The following is a 21,016-nucleotide window of genomic DNA, read 5'->3' on the forward strand; positions in this document are numbered from 1 at the left end:
TAGAGAAGATGATACTGCAGCTCAACACAGGAGATAAATATGCAATCACGAAAATTGAGTTCCACGAACAACACTGCACTGACTCAAAATTCAACGTCATCGCGCACATGGTTAGCCGTTATAGCATTAGGCGTAAGCGCATTTTCCATCGTCACCAGTGAGCTTGCGCCGGTTGGCATGCTGAGTTCACTGGCAGCCGATCTTCATCAGACCGAAGCAGGTACTGGCCGGGTGGTAATGGCTTATGGCTGGGTTGCTGCTGTGGCAGCCCTGTTATCCGGGGCAATACCCACAACAATTTCCCGGAAAGGCCTGCTGGTGGGGCTGATGCTCATTCTGGCGCTTTCCTGCATGGCGGCGACTCATGCTACTACGATGAACACCTTTATGAGTGCTCGCATGGTCGGTGCACTCGCACATGGGGCGTTCTGGGCGTTAATCGGAACAGTAGCCGCTCAACTCGTCCCTGTTGAAAAGCTGGGGCTAGCAACGTCTGTGGTTTTTGGCGGTGTTTCTGCAGCCAGCGTACTGGGGGTGCCATTATCGAGTTTGATTGCCGACTTATCTGGTTGGAGAACCGCATTTATGGCCATTTCAATGCTTTCTCTCGCGACAGCTTGCGCCCTGTTATGGACGCTTCCTGGCTTGAAAGCACCTGGCACCCTATCCGTCAGTATTTATTACCGTATTGTCAAAAATCCAATTTTACTATCACTCTATGCTGCTACAGCTTGCATCATCACAGCCCACTTCGCCGCTTTTACTTATCTTGAGCCTTTACTAACTAAAGAGCTGAGTGTGCCGTCAACCTCTGTTTCCCTGCTGTTACTGGTTTCAGGCCTGTCGGGATTGGGCGGCAATATCGTCGCGGGTAAACTGATTGACCTACATCTTAAAAAACTCATCATCGGCTCACTGATATTATCTTCGCTCTCAATGTCCGTGCTGGGCATGCCTTTTATCGCATCACTACCCGTCACAATGACTGGCACTTTACTCGCCATTTGGGGTGCAGGTATCGCCATTGTTTTCGTAGGACTACAAACCTGGCTGCTACGCAGTGCCGCTGATGCTACGCAACCTGCGTCAGCAATCTATGTTGCGATTTTCAATGCAGCTATTGGAACGGGTGCGCTGGTCGGTGGCATGTTGTTATCCGCTGTGGGCTTGAAAGAGATGGTTCTGGTTGCATCGGGTATCATCCTGGCAAGCGTTGTTCTGGTCATAAGGTTAAAAGAGTCGGTAAGATAACTGAACTGGCAATCTTTGCTTCTAGAAGAAAACTTTACCGCAAGGCCCTGACCGTTTCTTTTTTCTGGTTCGGGCCAGACCATCAAATTAAAAGGCATTTAAACTGACCTATCAGGTGATATATGGAAAATTTTTCAGTTAAAGTATCCGCCGTTATCGAGCCAGAACATTTACAACCCATTGATGCTGGGCTGACGGCATTTAATACGGATATGACAGGTTACAATGACCATTTGCCGCTATCAGTGGTAATACGTTGCAATGAAACGCAAGAGGTCTTGGGAGGAATACTCGGGCGTACCTATCTTGGGATACTGTTTATCGACCTTGTTTATTTACCCTCAGAACTGAGATCGAAAGGTTTAGGAGAAAAACTTCTTACACATGCTGAAGAAGAAGGCAGAAATCGAGGCTGCATTTCAGCTTTTCTCTATACCATTAGTTTTCAGGCTCCTGAGTTTTATAAAAAACACGGCTGGGAGGAGTTTGGCCGCATTGCCTGCCTACCGGCAGGCGCAAGTCGCATTTTCATGAAAAAAACGCTTTAGAAGATTGGTACACATTCGCGACTGCTGATAAGTTGCTGTTACCTCTTTTGATAAGGAATATCGAATGCCTGAATATTTTTTTTATAAAAAAGGAAATCAGATCGTGGCGCTGCGAAAGTCAGACATTAAAGGAGCTACTCTGTTAACCCGTCAGGGATTCGAAAAACAGTTTGAAGAAGTCAGCGCGGCCGATGAAAAGGCAGCACTTTCACGTTTTAATGACATCCGTAAAGAAAAACACATAGATCAGCATAATTTTCGAGCGGGGGCTATCACGATGCCATTCATTGGGATATTAACTGCTATCGCTAATCTTTTTTTCCGGAAAAAATAACCGGCGCTAATCTGGCTTAAACTTTCCATACATTTTAAGAACGCTCAATTAAGGAATTCCGTGTTAGCCAATATCCTTGTTGCTCTCGTCGCCGTGATTCACATCTACATTCTGGTGCTGGAAATGTTTCTGTGGGAGACGAAAACGGGCCGGAAAGCCTTCAAACTCAGCGTCGACTTTGCGCGCGAAACCCGTGTGCTCGCGGCCAATCAAGGCCTTTATAACGGCTTTCTGGCGGCGGGTTTACTCTGGGGGTTATGGCTGGGAGAAAACGGAGTGCCTGTCACTCTGTTTTTCCTCATCTGTGTGTTGATTGCCGGAATCTTCGGCGCGATGACCGCCAGCCGGAAAATTCTTTACGTGCAGGCCCTTCCAGCTCTGATTGCCTTGATCGCAGTACTCCTGCGCTGATACGACGATTTATCAGGATCTCGAACCTCGCCGTGATCAGCCTTCGTATTACAGGTATAATCCGGCCAGGTTTTAACGGATTTTAGAGACGAAGATGACAAAACTCACCTTACAAGAGCAGATGCTCAAAGCTGGATTAGTTTCCACCAAGAAAATGGCCAAAGTGCAGCGCACTGCCAAGAAGTCTCGTGTGCAGGCACGTGAAGCGCGCGAAGCGGTGGAAGAGAATAAAAAAGCGCAAATTGAGCGTGATAAGCAGCTAAGTGAGCAGCAGAAGCAAGCCACTTTGTCCAAAGAGTACAAAGCGCAGGTTAAGCAACTGATCGAAATGAACGCGATCACCGTTGCCAAAGGGACGATTGATTTCAACTTCACCGATAACAACTTAATCAAAAAAATCGCCGTGGATAAAACCACGCAAACACAGTTGATCAACGGCCGTCTGGCAATTGCGCGCCTGGCGGCGGATAGCAGTGGCGAAAGCAAATACGCGATTATTCCCGCCAGCGTGGCTGATAAAATTGCGCAGCGTGACGCAGATAGCATTGTATTGAACAGTGCATTGAGTCAGGAAGAGCAGGATGAAGACGATCCGTATGCAGACTTCAAAGTGCCTGATGATTTGATGTGGTAATACATGCCGCCCGTGTCAAAACGGGCTGGCATGACGCGCAGTGATGTTCTCCCCGCTAATGGGATGGACAAAATGCAATTCACTGGCGTGCAGCATCAGCCGGGGTGTTTTTTCCGTACCCGGCTGCAGCAATCCTCCATACAGATCACAGCCAAGAATCGGATGGCCCAATTGCTGGCAATGGATACGCAATTGATGGGTGCGGCCCGTCTCTGGCAATAGCTGCACCCGCGTAACCGGCAATACCACGCCATTATCCCCTTCACGAGTTAACCGTTCTATTACCTGATAGCGCGAACGCGCAGGCTTCCCCGTCTCGGCACAAATCGACATCAACGGAAACAGCGCCGGGTCTTTTGCTATCGCGGCGTCAATCACCCCTTCATCGTGGTTGAGATGCCCGCATAATAGCGCCGTGTAGACTTTAGTCACGCTGCGCTGGCTAAACTGCTGGCACAACAGAGCGTTGATCGCTTTGTTGCGCGCCACCACCATTAATCCGGATGTCCCGAAATCGAGGCGATGCACTAAGGTGCAGCCGGGGAACAACTTCACCAACCGATGGTGTACGGAATCCAGATTTTGCGGATTTTTACCTGAAAGGCTGAGCAGCCCCGTGGGTTTATCGATCAATACCAGATGCTCATCCTGATAGTGAATCGAGATCTCTTCAGAACACGGCGGAGCTATAAAGGTATCGTTAATGGTGGACATCGGACTGCCAGGCTGGGAAGTGGGTGCGGATGATAACCAATTTTCATCGGGCTGACGAATTTTGCCCTCTTCTCACAGGCTCGCGCTCGCACAGCAGAAATTTATCGTCCAGACTTACAGCAAAGGCGTAGTCTGCGCAGGCAATGTGCTTTACACTGCGCGCTGCAAAAAACTGATTAGATTAACGATTAAGTAGGCGGTAATGGCGATGAACGGAACGATCACAACCTGGTTTGAAGACAAAGGTTTTGGATTTATCAAAGATGAAAACGGAGACAACCGTTATTTCCATGTGATTAAGGTCGCCAACCCTGATCTGATTAAAAAAGACGCGGCAGTGACGTTCGAACCGACCACCAATAACAAAGGTTTATCGGCCTTTTCGGTGAAAGTGATACCGGACAGCAAATACATCTTTATCGCCGGTGAGCGTCTGAAGCTCACATCGATTAAATCCTTCGTGGTTTACAGTGAAGAAGAGCCGGTTGATACCCGCATTGATAAAGAAAACACCGTACTGTCGGTGGGCCTTCTGATGAACAACATCAAACCCAAGACAGACGTAAAGCCTGATGAAATGCGCTCAGTGAAAAAACTGGCGGTGACCACTTTCCAGGGGACGACGCTGATCTTTACTGAAGATGAGATCGACATTGATGCCGCAGTGAAAATGCTCAAAGTTTAAAGGGGAGCTGATAATGAATAACAATATTCCACTGAAGTATTATGACATTGCTGAAGAATACGCTTCGGAATCTGAACACGATGTGAGCGAAGCAGAACTCGATGCACTGGCGCACTACTTCCAGCTGTTACTGACTCGTCTTAGCAATAACGAAGAGATTAGCGAAGAGTCGCAGCAAGAGATGGCCCGTGAAGCGGGTATTCAAGCGGTGCGAATCGATGAGATTGCCAATTTTTTGAATGAGTGGGGCAACGAGTAAGCCCTGTTGTTTAAAAATACTCTGCGCATTTCAAGGCGGTCAAAAGGCCGCCTTATCGTATCAAAATCGACAACCCTGAAACTACAGCTTATCCCCTTCCGGTGACTGCACCAGATCGTCCGCTTTTAACCCCTGCGGCGCGATAAAGATCTCCATATTTTCGCGTGACAGTTCCCAATGTTCGAACACCAGATCCACCACCTTCTGCTCATCTCGCGCTTCAATCGCGCTGATAAAGGCATCGTGATGTTCGGCGGCTAGCTGCAGGCGCCGTTCCATGTCTTCATTTTGCGGGCGGAAGAAGGTGTGGCCGATGCGGCAATGGTCGATCAGTAAGCGCCCCAGGCTAGGCTGTAAATAGGGATTGGCAGCCATCTCGCCCATGATCTCATGGAAACGATTGTTCTCCAGTGCCAGCGCTTCGGCATCACGCGTCTGCACCGCTTTACGGAAGCGCTTTTGCGTCTCTTTCAGCGATTTCAGCTGGGAAGGTTTAAAATTCTGTACCGCCAGGCGACCGGTAGCGGCGTAAATCATCGGTGCGACGAGGAAGAAATTGCGCAATGTGGAATGGCTCATCGGGATGACGCGCACGCCGCGTTTTTCGACGATTTCTAAGTAACCCTCTCCTGCCAGTCGCTGGAAAACTTCACGCACAGGCGTGCGAGATAAACCGTATTGTCCCGTCAGGCTGGCTTCATCCAGCAACTCGTCTGGGTCCAGTTCCATGGTCAAAATTAGGCGTTTTAAATCTTCGTATAACGCTGCTTTTCCCGATCTCAAAGTGACCTCCTGTGATGACATTCCGCATGCGATTCCTGCTTAACCTACAGAAAAAGTGTGTATACAGCAAAAATAATTATGGGATATTTTTTGCATTCTGCGGTGGATCACAGAAAAGGGAATGATGATATTACAAGGAGTTACAGAAGAAAAAACGAGTCGTCATCTGCAGAGAATTATCCTATATCCAGGGCATACCCGCCATCCGTGGCGGGCATTAAGCTTACTCAGCAGGCACATCAATCCAGATGGTTTTCAGCTCGGTGTACTGATCAAGTGCGTATACAGATTTATCACGTCCACCAAAACCAGACTGTTTATAACCACCAAATGGCGTGGTTGCATCACCTTCACCGAAACAGTTAACCGTCACCGTTCCCGCACGCACTGCACGTGATACGCGAATAGCACGGCTTAGTTTGCCAGTGTAAACCGATGCCGCCAGACCGTAATCAGTGTCATTTGCCAGTGCAATGGCTTCGGTTTCCGTTTTAAAGGTGGTGACACACAGCACCGGCCCGAAGATCTCCTCGCGGAACAGTGCGCTTTTCGGCGTCACGCCATCCACAATGGTCGGCTGCACGTAAATACCGCGATCGGTGAATCCGCCCTGAATGATGCGTAATCCTTCTTTGCGCGCGGTTTTCAGATAGTCACTGACTTTGCAGAAATGATCGGTGGTGATCATGGTGCCCAGACGATTCTCTGGATCCAGCGGATTGCCCATACGCCATTCACCGATCTGCTCCGCGATCTGAGCGAGTAATTTATCCTTAACCCCTTCCTGCACCAGCAGTCGGGAAGTTGCAGAACAGTTTTCACCCATATTCCAGAATGCGCCGTTTAACACATTGGCGGCAACGCTGGCCAGATCTTCGGCATCATCGAACACCAGCGCCGGGTTTTTCCCGCCGCATTCCAGCACAATCTTCTTCAGATTCGATTCCGCGGAATAGTGCAGGAAACGGCGTCCGGTCGCCGTTGAACCGGTGAAGCTCACCATATCAATATCAGGATGCAGGCCGATGGGTTCCCCCACCTCTTTCCCGGTACCGGTGACGATGTTGAGCACGCCGGCTGGAATACCCGCTTCATGCGCCAGTTCAGCCACGCGCAATGCCGTTAGCGAAGTTTGCTCCGCCGGCTTCACAATCACCGAGCAGCCAGCAGCCAGCGCTGGGCCGATTTTCCACGCCAGCATCAGCAGCGGGAAATTCCATGGCAGCACGCAGCCCACCACACCAATCGGCTCACGAACGATCATCGCCATCGCCCCGTTGCCGGTTGGCGCGGTCTGGTCGTACAGCTTGTCGATGGCTTCAGCATGCCAGCGAATCACGTGAATCGTCTCTGGCACGTCGACTGCCAGGCATTCGCTAACCGGTTTGCCGCTGTCGAGGCTTTCCATTACCGCCAGTTGCGTGACTTCGTTTTCCAGTAAGTCAGCCAGCTTGAGTAGTACGGCTTTGCGCTCGCCGGGATGAAGCTGGCTCCAGCTGCCGGCTTCAAAGGCACTGCGTGCGCCCTGTACCGCCAGGTTCACATCCGCGCTTTCACAAGCAGCGATGTGCGTCAGAATCTCACCCGTCGCAGGATTGGTGGTTTCCAGTGTTTTGCCGGAGACCGCCGCAGTAAAACGTCCGTTAATGAACGCCTGATCCGGGAACCGCAGTTCTCGCGCCACGTTCACCACATCGCTCAGCGTTTGTACCTGTTTCATGCGCACTCCTTAAAGCACTGCAACGGCTGCCACATTGCGTTTCACACCGTCGATCACGGCCTGCAACTGCGCTTTCTCATCTTCTTCCAGTCCCTGCAGTGGTGCGCGCACCGGGCCTGCTTTCAATCCTGCCAGTTCTGAACCGTACTTAATGGACTGGACAAATTTTCCGCCATCCAGGAAGTTCATCAGTGGCATCATCGCAGCCATGATCTTACGTCCTTTATCAAAATCTTTTTCCACGACGCAGGCGTTGTACAACGCGACGTGCTCACGTGGAATGAAGTTAGAGCCCGCACACACCCAGCTACGCGCGCCCCAGGCGAAGAACTCCAGCGCCTGATCATCCCAACCACAAGAAAGCGCGATGTTCGGGAATTGACAGGCCAGCAGATGCAGATTGTTGAAGTCGCCTGAACTCTCTTTAATCGCCACCACATTTTTCGAACGGCTCACTTCGCGGAAGTAAGTTTCTCCCATGGAGATGCCCATACGGCCCGGATAGTTGTACAGCATGATCGGCAGCTGAGCGGCCTTGTCGACAGTCAGCGCATGGTGGGCGTTTTCCAGTTCGGTTGGCAGCGCATACGGCGGTGACGTCACCAAAATGGCATCGGCTTTATGCTCACGAGCGTGGGTTGCGAAAGCCACCGCGTCTTCAGTGCGAATCGCGCCGGTACCCACAATCAGTGGCAGACGATTGCCAATCACTTTACATGCATGTTCAACCAGAGACAGACGCTCTTCTGCGCTTTGTGCATAATACTCACCGGTTGATCCACCGATGATAATGCCGTGCACGCGCGCTTCGATCAGCGATTCGAGGACGTTGGCGAACGCCGCGAAATCAACGCTGCCATCTGCTGCGTAAGGGGTAATTGCCGGGGTGTAGATACCTTCAAATGTCATCACGAAATCTCCAGGTGAATTCAGGACCAAATGCAACGCCGTATGGTTGCGTTTGTTAACAATTTGCATATCGCATGGAGAGAGGTCAATCGGGATAAGTTTTTTGTATACGTGAAAAATACAAAGGAAATACTATCAGATGGAACATTCCTACCAGGAATTAACTTATATTCACTATTAATCAACAATTTAAATTATTTTTAGTGACGTAATAATTTTCTAAATGAATTCAGATAACGATCACATTCCACAACTATCGTCCCCTCTGACGTATTTACACTGCGCGTCAGGCGGCATAGTTTTATGCTGGTTTTAACCTGAATTTAACAGGTTAGCTTGCACCGGCATTTCAGGTGAACATTGTGTAGAAGAGGTAGCGGGTGATGCCCCAAAAGAAAGCGACGCTCATAGGTTTGATTGCCATCCTGTTATGGAGCGCGATTGTTGGATTAATCAAAAGTGTCAGCGAAGGCTTCGGTCCGATCGCTGGAGCGGCGTTGATCTACAGCTGCAGTGCCATATTGCTGCTGTTCAGCGTCGGATTTCCCAACCTGAAAAAATTCCCCCGCCGTTATGTGATTATCGGCAGCGTGCTGTTTGTCTGCTACGAACTTTGCCTGTCGCTCTCACTCGGATTTACCCATAGCGGACGGCAGGCAATTGAAGTGGGCATGGTGAATTATCTATGGCCAAGTATGACGATTGTGCTGGCGGTGATTGTTAACCGGCAAAAAGTCAGCCCGCTGATTATTCCGGGCGTGATTTTAGCCGTGGCAGGAATATGCCGCGTACTGGGTGGTGATCAAGGGTTTTCGCTCAGTGAGATGACGAGCAATATAATGGAAAACCCGTTAAGCTATGGCATGGCATTTACCGGCGCCATCATTTGGGCCATTTATTGCGTGGTCACCAAAAGAATTGCCAACGGTAATAACGGTATTACGCTGTTCTTTGTTTTAACAGCATTAACATTATTGGTTAAATACCTTATTTCGCCGCAACCCGAATTTGCACCCTCTTTTAATACGTGGATTTCACTGGCGCTGGCGGCGATGGCGATGGGATTCGGTTACGCGGCGTGGAACGTCGGCATTTTGCATGGCAATGTAACGGTATTAGCTGCCGCGTCTTACTTTATCCCGATCATTTCGTCGATTTTAGCGGCCTTTATTCTCAGTTCGCACCTTACCCTGTCGTTTTGGCAAGGCACGGCGATGGTCAGTCTTGGGTCATTAGTCTGCTGGTGGTCAACACGTACCGTTGCCACCAAAAGTGTCAGCAGTAAGATTTCTGAATAATGCTTCGGGAGGCATGGTCGCCTCCCGCAAAAAAGCCACATCAAAATGATAAAGCTCTCAGTTGTATTTATCCGACTATCCTGCACCGGAGGAAATGATATATGAAACAATCCCGTTAGCGTTATCGACGCACTTCTTTTTTAATTTCTGTTCTGAATAACATTTTAATCACCGCTACAGGTTTAAATTTATCTGGCGTCCTGATGATGTTAAGCACCCATCGCAGATTGTGCTTAATTCAGTCGCATTGGCGTAGTGAAGTTCCCTCACGCCGAAAAGAAACAGGAGTAAAACATGTCCAATAACATGTCTGTTGAAGATGTTCCTATCAGCCGTTTCCACCGCTTATTAACGGTGCGCTCAGGCGGCGGCTCTTTCGTCGATGGCTATGTGCTCAGTATTATTGGTATAGCCATGACGAAAGTGTCGCCGGCCTTGGGTCTCAGCCCATTATGGGAAGGTCTGATTGCGGCTTCCGCCCTGATCGGGATTTTCTTTGGTGGCTTCATGGGTGGCGTACTGACCGATCGCCTGGGTCGCCGCATGATCTACTTCGTCGGCCCCACCCTCTTTATTGTCTGTTCGCTGGCGCAGTTTTGGGTACAAAGCGGAGAAACGCTCTTTGCCTTACGCTTTATGACGGGCGTCGCAGTGGGCATTGAATACCCGGTTGCTACCGCTTTTCTGGTTGAGTTTATGCCGAAGAAGTCGCGCGGTCCCTGCCTCGCCACGCTCACCATTCTGTGGTTTGCCGGGGCGGCCACCGCGTATCTGGTGGGTGAAGCTTTGCTGAATTTTGGCGGTGTAGAAGCATGGCGTTATACGCTGGCGAGCACGGCAGTCATCGGCGCGCTGCTCTTCATTGTCAGAATGGGCACACCTGAATCACCGCGCTGGCTGATTAGCAAAGGACGACATCAGGAAGCAGAAGCTGTTATCCGCCGCGTCTATGGCGACCGTTTTAGTCTAAAAAACCTGCCCGCACAACCTGAAAACAATCACCTGTCATTTGGTAGCTTGCTGCATTCTGGCTATGGCAAACGCATGGCGTTTGTGACCATTTTCTGGACCTGCTCGGTTATTCCGGTGTTCGCCGTATACGCCTTTGCACCCAAAGTTTTGCAGGCGCTACATCTCAGTGGTGATTGGGCATCATACGGTTCCATCGCGATTACTCTGTTGTTCGTGGTGGGCTGCATGATCGGCACGCGTTTGGTGAACTCACTGGGACGCCGTAAGTTGCTGTTGCACAGTTTCTTGTGGTCAGGTCTGGCACTGCTGTTACTCGGTGCCTTGCGTGATGGTCCTTCAATGATCATCCTGCTGATGTTTGGTGCTTACGCCCTGTTTATCGGCGGCGCGCAGGTGCTGCAGCTGGTCTATCCAAATGAGATCTTCCCGACTGAAATTCGCGCCGGAGCCGTCGGCATTGGCACCTCAATGTCGCGCATTGGCGCGGCGGTGGGAACATATCTGGTGCCGATTTCACTGCAAACCATCGGCATTGGTTCCACGATGTACATTGCTGCAGGCATTACGTTTATCGGCCTGATCGTGTCGTGGTTCCTGGCACCAGAAACCGCATCGCGCAATCTGGATGATGCAGCCTCACTGGAGGAAGAAAGCCCAGCACCATCCGTTTCTGGCAAACTCTCTAAGCATTCGCACTAAGTAAAAAGGGGCCATTTCGGCCCCTACTCCTTAACCAATCTCTCCACCACACGCCGCCGTTTACGAAACGAGCTGGGCGTTTCGCCATACTGCTTACGGAACCAGGCAATCAAATGTGAGGCATCGGCAAATCCCGTCGCGGTGGCAATCGCATTGATGCTGTTACTGGAATCCGCCATCAGCTTGCGCGCCTGCTCCAGACGCATACGCCGCCAGTAAACGGCAGCCGAATGGCCAGTGCATTTAGTGAAAATCAAGTTGAGCTGACGGAAGGTAACGCCTGCAAATTCAGCCACATCGGCCAGTGGAACCGGTGAATCGAGATGATGTTTCATAAATTCGATGACCTTATTCACCAGCTCGTTTTCATACACATCCGGCTCGTTAAGCGTGTTCTTTTGCTGTGTCTTTTTGATCGGTGCAGCGGGTTCTTCCACCAGCAAATACTTTAAGACTTTCTGTGAACGCACCAGCCCACAATGCTGGCGGATCAGATCGGCAGCGAGATCGATCGCCGTGCCACCGGGGCAGGAAATGATGCCGCCATCCTTGATATAGGTCTTGTCGATAACCGGAATCGCTTTCGGGAATCGCAGACGAAATTCATCGCGCGTGGTGAAATGAATCGCGCAATGCCGTCCATCCAGCAGGCCTGCGTTGCCTGCGACAAAAGCGCCGCTACACAGCGTGATGATCGGAATATTTCGCGCATGCAAGTCGCGTAACGCCTGTAATAGCCACGGAGGCGACTGGCGCGTTTCTTCCAGCAATCCTCCCGCCACGACAAAATAATCCCAGCGTTTGGTGAAATCGAGGTCAGCTGTTGGCGAAACCGGTAATCCGCAGCTGGCCGTGATCGGCTGGTTATCACAGGTCATCCACTCCCAGCGGCAAAAGATTTGGCGACTGGTAAACGATTCGTCTGCCGCAAAACGCAGTGACTCTACCAGCCCCGCGACAGAGGCCAGGGTAAAACTTTTCATCAGCAAAAAGCCGATGGTGAGATCCGGTTTCGGTTCGCCAGGTTGCTCGGCGAAAGCTGTTTGCGGCATGTTATTCAGGTTCCTGCAATCCACCCAGTTTGCTTAATAAGCGCTTCAAATCGGCGATATCCTGGCTGTCGAGGCCGGTGGTGATCATCTTTTCCGCGCTTTTTGCCTGCTCAATCATGCGATTCAGCATCACTTCCCCTTCTGCGGTCATCGACACCCGTTTACGACGACGGTTGTTCACATCTGTCACTACATTCAGCAAACCACTTTTATTCATGCGATCAATAACATAGGTGCCGGTGGCTTTATCAAACCCGGCACGCTGACCCAGCGTTTGCTGATCACAGGCTGACTCCTCAGCCAATACCACCAGAATCGCGTATTGCACGGCTGACAGGCCGGTATCCACACATTGAGACCAGCAAAAAGTCGAGTGTTGTCCGGCACGCCTTACAAGGTGCATTAACGAACAATCGCCGTGCGGCCACAAGGGGGCGGCAAGAATTAAGTCAGGATTTTGTGACATCGGTGCACTTGACTCCTTAAATCGTCGAACTTATAGTTCGAACACAAACAGTTTGAACTTAAACTATATAATAATTCGGGATACATATGAAGCTAGTTATCGGGATGACTGGCGCAACGGGTGCAGCAATCGGCGTCCGAGTGCTGTCTGCGTTGCGTGAACTTGAAGTCGAAACCCATTTAGTCATCTCCAAATGGGCGCGCGCCACCATTCAAATGGAAACATCTTACAGTGTACAGGAGGTCGCTGCCCTCGCGATCAGGACTTACAGCGAACACGATCAGGCTGCGGCCATCTCCAGCGGATCATTTCGCGTGGATGGCATGATCGTGGTGCCGTGCAGCATGAAAACCCTGGCCGGGATTCGCAGCGGTTACGGCGACGGCCTCATCACACGCGCTGCTGACGTGACGCTCAAGGAGCAACGCAAGCTGGTGCTGGTGCCTCGCGAAGCCCCGCTCAACGCCATTCATCTGGAAAACATGCTGGCGCTCACTCGCGCGGGCGCGTTGATGCTGCCGCCAATGCCTGCCTTCTACAACAACCCGCAGTCCGTTGACGACATCATTAACCACACCGTTTCTCGCATTCTTGATCAGTTCGGCCTGGATAACGACATTACCCATCGCTGGACGGGTCCACGATCTACCCTGGCTTAAGGAGAGCCTGATGAAATATTACGGCGATTTACGCAGCTTTATCACTGCCCTCGATGAAATGGGCGACATCATGCACGTGCACCGTGAGGTGGATGGTGATTTCGAACCCAGCGCCATCACGCGCCGCAGCTATGAAATCCAGTCACCTGCGCCGCTGTTTCACAATGTTGCCGGGGTCGCACCGGGTTTTCGTCTGTTTGGTGCGCCTGCGGCATTATCGTCGCGCAGCGATATGCCCTACGCACGCGTCGCGATGTCACTGGGCTTAGCCCCTGAGTCCAACGGCCCGGAGATTATCGAAGCTCTATCCGCTGCCCGCTTTAAGCCCGGTATTCCACCTTTGCGCGTTAAGTCTGCTCAGGCAGAGTGCCAGCAGAATATTTTACGTGGCGATGCGGCGAATCTTGACCGCTTCCCTATCCCGTTCGCTCATGACAAAGACGGCGGTCGTTACGCCAACACCTGGGGCACGCTGATTGTGAAAACCCCGGATGGAAAATGGGTCAACTGGTCGATCGCTCGTGTGATGAAGGTGGATGGCAAGCGCATGGTTGGTCTGATTGTACCAAGTCAGCATATTGGTCAGATCTGGACGCAGTGGGTAGCGCGCGGTGAGCCGATGCCTTATGCACTCGTGCAAGGTCCTGCACCGGCGATCTCATGTGTGTCAGGGATTCCGATCCCAGCCCACGCGGATGAAGCGGATTACATTGGCACTTTGGCGGGAGAGCCAGTGCCGGTAGTGAAAGCCATTAGCCTCGATCTTGATGTGCCCGCGACGGCCGAAATTGTGATTGAAGGCCATGTCTCGATTGAGCGTGATTGTCAGGAAGGCCCCTACGGCGAGTACGGCGGCTACCTCGGCGAAGGTTCTTCGGCTCAGCCCACGTTCCACGTGGAAACCATTACCCATCGCGACGATCCGATCTGGCCGATGTCGATTACCGGTCGCCCCACCGATGAATCGCACACCTTATGGGCGATGGGCTTAGCGGCGGATGCGCTGACTTATCTGCGTGAAGCGGAACTGCCAATCAAAACAACCTGGATTCCGGAAGATTCCACCGTTCACTGGTTGCTGGTGGTGATGCCAGAAAACTGGCGCGAACTGCTGCCGGGTATCAGCAGTGAAGAGTTGACCCAACGCATTGGTGAAGTGCTGTTCAAAACCGATGCGATGGTATTTATCCCGAAAGTCTACGTGGTGGATGATGACTTTGATCCCACCAACCTGCGCGAAGTGGTTTGGGCATTGTCAACGCGCGTGCATCCGGTCGGACGTCGTGCCGTGTTTGATGACCAACGTGTCATCCGCCTTCCGCAGTGCTACGACGAAGCAGAGTACGTTGCCGGAAAAGGGGCGAAAGTGGTGTTTGATACCTTGCAGACCAAACGTCATCTGCATGCGTCGTTCGCGCAAGGCTATCCGGAAGAAGTACGTCAGCGCATTCTGGATAACTGGCCGGAATAAATAATACACACCAACCGTAGCGGCCACATTTATTGCGCATCTTCCAGTGCCACCCTGGCTTTGAATACGCGTGATAAATCACGCCGCTAAGGTGCTCAACGCCTCTTCTACTCATGAAACGTAGCGACGCAATATATTGCCAGTATTGACGTCTCATGCATGCGCTAAGAGCCGCGCCGCTAGCGCATAAACATCTTGCGATACATCGATGGCGTCATGCCCGTCACCTTAACAAAAGCCCGTCGTAGAACATCGTTACTGCGGTAACCACAGGCGGCCGGAATGGCTTTCAGCGGCATTGATCCTGCTTCCAGCAACTTACGCGCTTGATCAATTCGCGCATTCTCCAGCCAATTGCCCGCCTGTACATCCATATGCTGACGGAAAAGCCTCGCTAAATGCCGTGTGCTAATTTGCATATGTGCGGCAAGATCATCGAGTGAACTCACCTGTGCCAGATTGGCCAAAGCCCATCTCTGCATCTCCTGAAACGCACTGCGCCCACCCAGCGAAAGTGGTTGTTTGCGAACAAAATGCCCTTGATTCACTGGCCGTTGAAAGAACATCACCAAATTGGCAGCGATATCCTGAGCCAATTCGCGCCCCAAATCTTCTTCCACCAACCTCAGGGCAAGATCGAGCCCCGACGTGACGCCAGCGGCGGTACGCAATCGTCCATCAGCGATATAAAGCGCATCGGCCTCCACCTGCGCATCCGGTACCTGTTCCATCAGTGCGTCAGCGCAGGCCCAATGGGTCGTCACTTTTTTACCACTCAGCAACCCGGTTTGTGCCAGCAGCAGCGCACCGGTACAAATCGAGCCAAAGCGCTGGCTGTGATGGCATAGCTCAATCAGACGAGCGGTTTGCTGCGCAGTTAGCTGCATATCCCGCGCCTCAGGTGCCCCCGCGATCAGAAACGTGTCAGTTTGCTGGATATCGTGCAGTGTGATATCCGCCATCAGGCGCACGCCCGAGGAACAACGAATATGTTCCCCTTCCAGTGACATGACTTGCAGCTGGTAAACGGCACGATTGAGCAGTCGGTTAGCTTCGGCAAACACATCCAACGGTCCAGAGACATCGAGCAATTGCGCCCCCGGCACCGCTAAAATCGCAAGATGGTGATTCATGCGCTATTCCCGTCTGTAAAAGTCTTAATGTCTTAAAAGGTCGCTAAAAGCTTATTTAAGACATTCTGCCTCGGCATTAAGCTGATTGCAACTTAACCGAGCGGAGAACCTCCCATGAAATTTTCCATTAACGGCATCACTATTCCCGATACTGCAATGACCCGTGACGCGACGACGTTCGTCCGTGATACCGAATCCGATTTGCTGTTTCACCACTCCAGCCGCGTCTATTACTGGGGCGCACTCGCAGGACGCCGCTTAGATCTTAAGGTGGATGCTGAGCTGCTTTATGTCGGCTGTATGTTCCATGATGTTGGCCTGACGCACGAACACTGCAGCTGCGACAAACGCTTTGAGGTGGATGGCGCCGATGCGGCGCGCGATTTCTTGCAACAGTATGGTGTAGAGCAGGCCGATATCGATAAAGTCTGGACCGCGATTGCGCTGCATACCACCCCGGGCATTCCGCAATTTATGGCCCCGGAAATTGCGTTAGTCACCGCTGGCGTGGAAATGGATGTATTGGGCATCAACTATGATCACTTCAGCGATGCGGAGCGTGAAGCCGTGGTAGAACAGCATCCACGCCCAGCCCAATTTAAGGAGGAGATTATTCAGGCTTTCTACGATGGGATTAAAAACAAGCCTGATACCACCTTCGGCAATGTCAAAGCCGAAGTCATTGCCGATAAGCAGCCTGGTTTTTCACCAATGAACTTTTGTCGCGTCATCCGTCAGTCAAGCTGGGTGGGATGAGTGGGCTGGCGCAGCGAACTCGCGCTGCGCCATACTTCGTTGTTCGCCGAAGCATCTTCATCTCCACTCGCTACACTGCTGCCATCACTGACTGATGGAGCTGAACCATGATTGCTGTCCTGTTTGAAGCACGCACCCAACCTGAGCACCAAGCCCGCTATCTTGAACTCGCCGCACCACTGAAATCTCAACTTACCCGTTTGCCTGAGTTTATTTCAGTAGAGCGATTTTCAAGCCTCAACGATCCTGGAAAGATCCTGTCCCTCTCCTACTGGGAAAACGAAGAGGCCGTGCTGGCATGGAAGAGAAATATCTCGCACCAAAAGGCTCAACAGGAAGGTCGAAACAGCTTGTTTTCTTTCTACCACATCCGTATCGCCGCTGTACTGCGGGAATATGCGCACGAGGCAAGCCAACATGTTTGATATTCACGTGATGCTCAATAATATCCCAGGCGAGTTAGCCGCATTAGGTTTGACCCTTGGCAAGCATGGTGTAGGACTTGAAGGAGGCGGCGTGTTCACGGTGGGTGAACAAAGTCACGCGCATTTTTTAGTTGTGCAAGGGGAGCAAGCCAGACAAGTGCTCATGGCGGCCGGTTTTCAGGTGGTTTCAGTACAACAGCCGCTGATCCGCAAGCTGAAACAGGATCGACCAGGACAGCTTGGCGAAATTGCTGACGTGCTAGCACGCAATGGCGTTAACATTCAGCTTCAATACAGTGACCACAACAACCAGTTGATCCTGATTACCGATAATCCTGAACGTGCAGCAGAGGTAACCACCGCATGGCAAGCCGTAGCAGCCCCATAATCACCAATGAGACGGCGGAACAAGGCTTGCAGCAGGCGATGTCTGCTGTGGCTGCCGCTCTGGCCGACCCTTCGCGTGTCAGCATTTTGTGCGCGCTGATGGATGGCCGTGCCTGGACAGCCACAGAATTAAGCGGCGTCGCCGATATCGCCGCTTCCACCCCCAGCGGACATCTGGGCAAACTACTGGATGCCCGCCTTGTGACGTGTTTATCTCAGGGCCGCCATCGCTATTTCCGTTTGGCGGGCAGCGAAATTGCGCACCTGCTTGAAACCCTTATGGGGGTATCGATGCAGCCACAGCGAGCACTGGTTTCCGCTACACCCCTCCATCTGCGCCATGCCCGCACCTGTTATGATCATTTGGCAGGTGAACTGGCGGTTGAGATATACAGTTTTATGCAAGAAAACGAGTGGGTTGTTGCCGATGGTAGTGCTCTTACCCCCTTAGGCCAACAGCAGTTAGAGAGCATCGGCATGCAGCGAAATCTTCGTAGTAAACGTAAACCTTGTTGTGCCTGCCTCGACTGGAGTGAACGCCGCATGCATCTCGGTGGCGCAGCGGGAGCCGCGCTTCTTAGTCTGCTAATTGATAAACAATGGCTAAGCCGCACGGCAGGCTATCGAGAGATAAATGTCACACCAGCCGGGAAAAAGGCGCTTCAACGCCTATTTTGCGTGCAGTTGTAAACATCAAAATAACACGCTCGTCACAAATATAACCTTTATCAAATCAGCAAAATTTAATCATCGATCATTTTATGTACTGGTCACTTATCGTTGCTAATATAGTGACGCAACACACAGCAATGCGTTGCCTACGAGAATTTTTCCTTGGTTTAATTACCCCGCCCGCTTAGCGGGCTTTTTTTTGTCCATGTATGCCCCATCCCAATAGCTGAGGCAGATGTTGAGTCAATAAAAGGAGCGTTTCCTCTCATTAAGAAACGCTTGCTCTGCCGGCGTTGATGGGCGATTTAGGCGCTGATTACGATGTGGATAGCGACCAAACACTTCAATAATCTGCCGATGCTCTAACTCACTCTGATAGTAAGACGATCCTTTCAGCGCATCGAACAACACTTCGGCTTGTTGATGGATAACACGAGACTCGGCATGCATCCAGGGCATCAAGAGAAAGCCTTTTTCATCCAGGTTCAGTGACGCATAGCCCGGAATTTTCACCGCTTCCTGCGCGAGCAATAGCGCCATGCCATCCTGCTGCCAGGCGAGAGCACTGTCCCGGTGAAGATTGCGGGAGAATTGATCCAGCACGATGATTTCTGCCAATCGTCCCCGAATGTCTTTCCGCCAGGCCGATAGCTCACCGCGACGAGCCGCTTCCCAGCTATCATAAAAACCATCTCGTATCGCTTCATCAAACCCGTCATTCTGTTTGAACCAATAGCTTTCATGGCGCGCGTTAAACCAGAATGCCAATACGGTTTCATACTCCATTCTCTTCCCCACAGATAATTCCCCTAATCACCATCAAGGTTAGGCTAAAATCGTGGTGGTTATCTGTTAGACTCGCGCGGGCGCAGTATGGATAACGAAACCACTGAGGTGAATGCATGAGTAATCAACTGGATGAGCGACTACAAACCGAGCTGGATAGAATCAACGTAGAAGAGCAGCGTAATGACCGCCCCTACTTTGATATCTCCTTTATCAAAAATTATCCCGGTTTATTCAGCCTGATGTGGATACTGTTTGTTCTTACCATGGCGCTGCTGTTGTACTCCGACTCTTTCGGCACCATCGAATATGTGGTTTGCATTCTGATTTTTGCGGTGTGTAATTTCTTCTTCTTCTTCCATGTCAATCCGTCGTACAAAGCGAAGGATATCGATAAAGGTGCCTGGAAGAATTGCTACACCGGCGACTGGTATATGGAAGTCCATGTTCGGGACGATTTTGTCGATGAACTGCTGGGCAGCGCCATTCTGACCGAGAGTGAAAAAACACGGCTAAACGAGATGCGCGCCAGAAAAGGCTATCTGTACTTTGCTGATATCTATCGTTTAAGGCATTAAACCCTTATTGCGCGCCGCTCCCGCGACGCGCTTTCAATGCTATTTCACCACCGGATGCTTAGCAAACTGCAGCGCCTGCATAAATTTGTCATCCAGATGCAGATGCTGCCGCACCAAATCTGCTGGCGTACTGGCTAACCATTGATTCAATGAAATATCCGCGTAGTAATCGCTTTTAAATAATTCTAAAAACCGCAGCGGCTTATCACCGATATTTTCAATGTAATGCCCCATGGCGAAAGGAACATAGCCAACATCGCCCGCGCGGAAATCGAAGGTCCGAGCCTGCCCCGATGAGGCAAACACGCCCATGCGCCCTTCACCTTCCAGATAGTATTGCCACTCATCGTTGTTTGGATGCCAATGCAATTCCCGCATAGCGCCGGGCTCAAGTTCCACCAATGCAGCGGCGACGGTTTTTGATATGGGGAAATTACTGGTGTCGGTAATGCGTACAGTGCCACCCGGCAGGGTAATCGGTTTTTGCGCCAGCATTTTATGCGAGAAATTCAACACAGATTTCACGCCACCTTTCACAGCTGCAGAATCCCCGCCCTCCGGCGCTTTCCCGGCAAAAATATACTCGTCGGCCGGTGATGGCAGCGTGTTGAAAACGTTCGCTGATACGCCAAAATTTTTGGCGAGCACTTCAGGCGGAATGTGTTTAAACCAGTCGCTAAGCAGGAAAGTACTGTCCTCATCAAAGTTACCGTTATCAAAGGCCAGTAAAAACTCGCAGCCGTCCGGACCGAGCCCCTGGATAGAGTGCGGCACACCGGGCGGGAAATACCACAAGTCACCCACGCCAACATCATCCATAAACCATCCACCTTGGGTGTCCAGTGCAGTGATACGTGCATTGCCATAGAGCATGTACGCCCACTCGCCCTCTTTATGCCAGTGCAATTCACGAATGCCGCCATTATCAAGCCGCATATCTACACCAGCGATGGTAGTGGAAATCCCTAATTCGCGTTGTGTCACCTGCCGCGTCCAACCTCCGCTGCCTTTGCGTACATGTGCATCGCTAAAAGAGAAGCGCAGATTCGGTAATGTACCGCTGTCTGTTGCGGGTGGATCGACAATATCGGGATTGAGCCCCTCACGGATAGGATCGTGTGGACCGGGGTCGCGGGGATGGCGGGGATCGTTTGCTGGGTAAGTAGCCACTGTTGCCTCGTGGGCATGAACTTTACCTGCTGCCAGCGCCACGGTGCCACCCGCTGCAAATGCCATGAAGGTTCGACGAGATAAGTTTTCTAATTTCATACCTGCTGTTTCCTCAGTTTCATATGGTCTTAAAAGAGCTCATTAACCATAGTGAAACTGTGGTATTGCGATGTAACAGCGTGCTGGTCATTTCAAATCAAGGATTTAATCGAGGACAGAAACTAATCTCATCAACAAGTTAAAA

At 51.3% G+C, this 21,016-nt stretch carries 25 protein-coding genes; 16 read left to right on the top strand and 9 right to left on the bottom strand.

Features of this window, described 5'->3' with window-relative positions; all coding sequences use genetic code 11:
• Positions 1 to 39 precede the first annotated feature (39 nt).
• The 5 genes from AC6I8L_RS22605 (at position 40) to AC6I8L_RS22625 (ending at position 3,178) form a co-directional block, all read left to right on the top strand.
• Entirely contained in the window at positions 40 to 1,251 is a 1,212-nt protein-coding gene (locus AC6I8L_RS22605; RefSeq protein ID WP_058960925.1) for an MFS transporter, read from the top strand.
• Between the two features lie 122 nt (positions 1,252 to 1,373).
• Positions 1,374 to 1,799 (top strand): GNAT family N-acetyltransferase, encoded by a 426-nt coding sequence (locus tag AC6I8L_RS22610; RefSeq protein WP_058960926.1) that lies wholly within the window; start codon positions 1,374 to 1,376, stop codon positions 1,797 to 1,799.
• A 64-nt stretch (positions 1,800 to 1,863) separates the two neighbouring features.
• A complete protein-coding gene (locus AC6I8L_RS22615; protein ID WP_479403173.1) occupies positions 1,864 to 2,133 on the top strand; it encodes a hypothetical protein in 270 nt (89 codons plus the stop codon).
• A 60-nt stretch (positions 2,134 to 2,193) separates the two neighbouring features.
• Positions 2,194 to 2,544: a DUF1304 domain-containing protein gene (locus AC6I8L_RS22620; protein WP_058960928.1), complete on the top strand. Its 351-nt coding sequence runs from the start codon at positions 2,194 to 2,196 to the stop codon at positions 2,542 to 2,544.
• A 94-nt stretch (positions 2,545 to 2,638) separates the two neighbouring features.
• Positions 2,639 to 3,178 (top strand): DUF2058 domain-containing protein, encoded by a 540-nt coding sequence (locus AC6I8L_RS22625; protein WP_058960929.1) that lies wholly within the window; start codon positions 2,639 to 2,641, stop codon positions 3,176 to 3,178.
• Between the two features lie 15 nt (positions 3,179 to 3,193).
• Here the strand turns inward: AC6I8L_RS22625 and AC6I8L_RS22630 are convergent, their stop codons facing one another.
• The gene (locus AC6I8L_RS22630; RefSeq protein ID WP_058960930.1) at positions 3,194 to 3,892 is read right to left on the bottom strand and encodes an RluA family pseudouridine synthase; all 699 of its coding nucleotides are present in this window, start codon (positions 3,890 to 3,892) and stop codon (positions 3,194 to 3,196) included.
• 202 nt (positions 3,893 to 4,094) lie between these two features.
• Here AC6I8L_RS22630 and AC6I8L_RS22635 point away from each other — a divergent pair, with 202 nt between their 5' ends.
• Positions 4,095 to 4,577: a cold-shock protein gene (locus AC6I8L_RS22635; protein WP_064511353.1), complete on the top strand. Its 483-nt coding sequence runs from the start codon at positions 4,095 to 4,097 to the stop codon at positions 4,575 to 4,577.
• A 13-nt stretch (positions 4,578 to 4,590) separates the two neighbouring features.
• Complete coding sequence (locus AC6I8L_RS22640) at positions 4,591 to 4,836, top strand: DUF2543 family protein (protein ID WP_058960931.1); 246 nt, start codon at positions 4,591 to 4,593, stop codon at positions 4,834 to 4,836.
• A gap of 81 nt (positions 4,837 to 4,917) precedes the next feature.
• Here AC6I8L_RS22640 and AC6I8L_RS22645 read toward each other — a convergent pair whose 3' ends face one another.
• From AC6I8L_RS22645 to AC6I8L_RS22655, 3 genes are all read right to left on the bottom strand, one after another.
• The gene (locus AC6I8L_RS22645) at positions 4,918 to 5,640 is read right to left on the bottom strand and encodes a GntR family transcriptional regulator (RefSeq protein ID WP_182057531.1); all 723 of its coding nucleotides are present in this window, start codon (positions 5,638 to 5,640) and stop codon (positions 4,918 to 4,920) included.
• Between the two features lie 202 nt (positions 5,641 to 5,842).
• On the bottom strand, positions 5,843 to 7,339 hold the full coding sequence (locus AC6I8L_RS22650) for an aldehyde dehydrogenase (protein WP_058960932.1): 1,497 nt from the start codon (positions 7,337 to 7,339) through the stop codon (positions 5,843 to 5,845).
• A 9-nt stretch (positions 7,340 to 7,348) separates the two neighbouring features.
• A complete protein-coding gene (locus AC6I8L_RS22655; RefSeq protein WP_498014758.1) occupies positions 7,349 to 8,248 on the bottom strand; it encodes a dihydrodipicolinate synthase family protein in 900 nt (299 codons plus the stop codon).
• Between the two features lie 383 nt (positions 8,249 to 8,631).
• Between AC6I8L_RS22655 and yddG the strand changes: the two genes are divergently transcribed.
• Entirely contained in the window at positions 8,632 to 9,546 is a 915-nt protein-coding gene (yddG, locus tag AC6I8L_RS22660; protein ID WP_058960933.1) for an aromatic amino acid DMT transporter YddG, read from the top strand.
• A gap of 294 nt (positions 9,547 to 9,840) precedes the next feature.
• Positions 9,841 to 11,217 (top strand): MFS transporter, encoded by a 1,377-nt coding sequence (locus AC6I8L_RS22665; protein WP_058960934.1) that lies wholly within the window; start codon positions 9,841 to 9,843, stop codon positions 11,215 to 11,217.
• Positions 11,218 to 11,240: 23 nt separating this feature from the next.
• Here AC6I8L_RS22665 and AC6I8L_RS22670 read toward each other — a convergent pair whose 3' ends face one another.
• Positions 11,241 to 12,269, bottom strand: a complete 1,029-nt coding sequence (locus AC6I8L_RS22670; RefSeq protein ID WP_058960935.1) for a GlxA family transcriptional regulator — start codon at positions 12,267 to 12,269, stop codon at positions 11,241 to 11,243.
• A 1-nt stretch (position 12,270) separates the two neighbouring features.
• On the bottom strand, positions 12,271 to 12,618 hold the full coding sequence (locus AC6I8L_RS22675) for a MarR family winged helix-turn-helix transcriptional regulator (RefSeq protein ID WP_236699753.1): 348 nt from the start codon (positions 12,616 to 12,618) through the stop codon (positions 12,271 to 12,273).
• Positions 12,619 to 12,821: 203 nt separating this feature from the next.
• On the opposite strand from AC6I8L_RS22675, the gene AC6I8L_RS22680 reads away from it, so the two are divergent.
• Both AC6I8L_RS22680 and AC6I8L_RS22685 read left to right on the top strand, forming a co-directional pair.
• A complete protein-coding gene (locus AC6I8L_RS22680; protein WP_058960937.1) occupies positions 12,822 to 13,394 on the top strand; it encodes a non-oxidative hydroxyarylic acid decarboxylases subunit B in 573 nt (190 codons plus the stop codon).
• A gap of 10 nt (positions 13,395 to 13,404) precedes the next feature.
• Positions 13,405 to 14,865 (top strand): UbiD family decarboxylase, encoded by a 1,461-nt coding sequence (locus AC6I8L_RS22685; RefSeq protein ID WP_058960938.1) that lies wholly within the window; start codon positions 13,405 to 13,407, stop codon positions 14,863 to 14,865.
• A gap of 179 nt (positions 14,866 to 15,044) precedes the next feature.
• Here the strand turns inward: AC6I8L_RS22685 and AC6I8L_RS22690 are convergent, their stop codons facing one another.
• On the bottom strand, positions 15,045 to 15,998 hold the full coding sequence (locus AC6I8L_RS22690) for a GlxA family transcriptional regulator (protein ID WP_058960939.1): 954 nt from the start codon (positions 15,996 to 15,998) through the stop codon (positions 15,045 to 15,047).
• A gap of 114 nt (positions 15,999 to 16,112) precedes the next feature.
• On the opposite strand from AC6I8L_RS22690, the gene AC6I8L_RS22695 reads away from it, so the two are divergent.
• From AC6I8L_RS22695 to AC6I8L_RS22710, 4 genes are all read left to right on the top strand, one after another.
• Positions 16,113 to 16,754, top strand: a complete 642-nt coding sequence (locus AC6I8L_RS22695; RefSeq protein ID WP_058960940.1) for an HD domain-containing protein — start codon at positions 16,113 to 16,115, stop codon at positions 16,752 to 16,754.
• 107 nt (positions 16,755 to 16,861) lie between these two features.
• Positions 16,862 to 17,179 carry an antibiotic biosynthesis monooxygenase family protein gene (locus AC6I8L_RS22700; protein WP_058960941.1) on the top strand — a complete coding sequence of 106 codons (318 nt, stop codon included), beginning with the start codon at positions 16,862 to 16,864 and terminating at the stop codon, positions 17,177 to 17,179.
• Positions 17,172 to 17,567: an amino acid-binding protein gene (locus AC6I8L_RS22705; RefSeq protein WP_058960942.1), complete on the top strand. Its 396-nt coding sequence runs from the start codon at positions 17,172 to 17,174 to the stop codon at positions 17,565 to 17,567. Before AC6I8L_RS22700 ends, AC6I8L_RS22705 begins: the two co-directional genes overlap by 8 nt.
• Positions 17,543 to 18,256, top strand: a complete 714-nt coding sequence (locus tag AC6I8L_RS22710; RefSeq protein ID WP_058960943.1) for an ArsR/SmtB family transcription factor — start codon at positions 17,543 to 17,545, stop codon at positions 18,254 to 18,256. Before AC6I8L_RS22705 ends, AC6I8L_RS22710 begins: the two co-directional genes overlap by 25 nt.
• Before the next feature lie 225 nt (positions 18,257 to 18,481).
• Here the strand turns inward: AC6I8L_RS22710 and AC6I8L_RS22715 are convergent, their stop codons facing one another.
• The gene (locus tag AC6I8L_RS22715; RefSeq protein WP_058960944.1) at positions 18,482 to 19,024 is read right to left on the bottom strand and encodes a DUF924 family protein; all 543 of its coding nucleotides are present in this window, start codon (positions 19,022 to 19,024) and stop codon (positions 18,482 to 18,484) included.
• A 116-nt stretch (positions 19,025 to 19,140) separates the two neighbouring features.
• Here AC6I8L_RS22715 and AC6I8L_RS22720 point away from each other — a divergent pair, with 116 nt between their 5' ends.
• Positions 19,141 to 19,602 carry a YlaC family protein gene (locus AC6I8L_RS22720; RefSeq protein WP_058960945.1) on the top strand — a complete coding sequence of 154 codons (462 nt, stop codon included), beginning with the start codon at positions 19,141 to 19,143 and terminating at the stop codon, positions 19,600 to 19,602.
• 39 nt (positions 19,603 to 19,641) lie between these two features.
• Here AC6I8L_RS22720 and AC6I8L_RS22725 read toward each other — a convergent pair whose 3' ends face one another.
• The gene (locus tag AC6I8L_RS22725) at positions 19,642 to 20,838 is read right to left on the bottom strand and encodes a cupin domain-containing protein (RefSeq protein WP_058961009.1); all 1,197 of its coding nucleotides are present in this window, start codon (positions 20,836 to 20,838) and stop codon (positions 19,642 to 19,644) included.
• Positions 20,839 to 21,016 lie beyond the last annotated feature (178 nt).

Source organism: Type-E symbiont of Plautia stali (assembly GCF_059731115.1).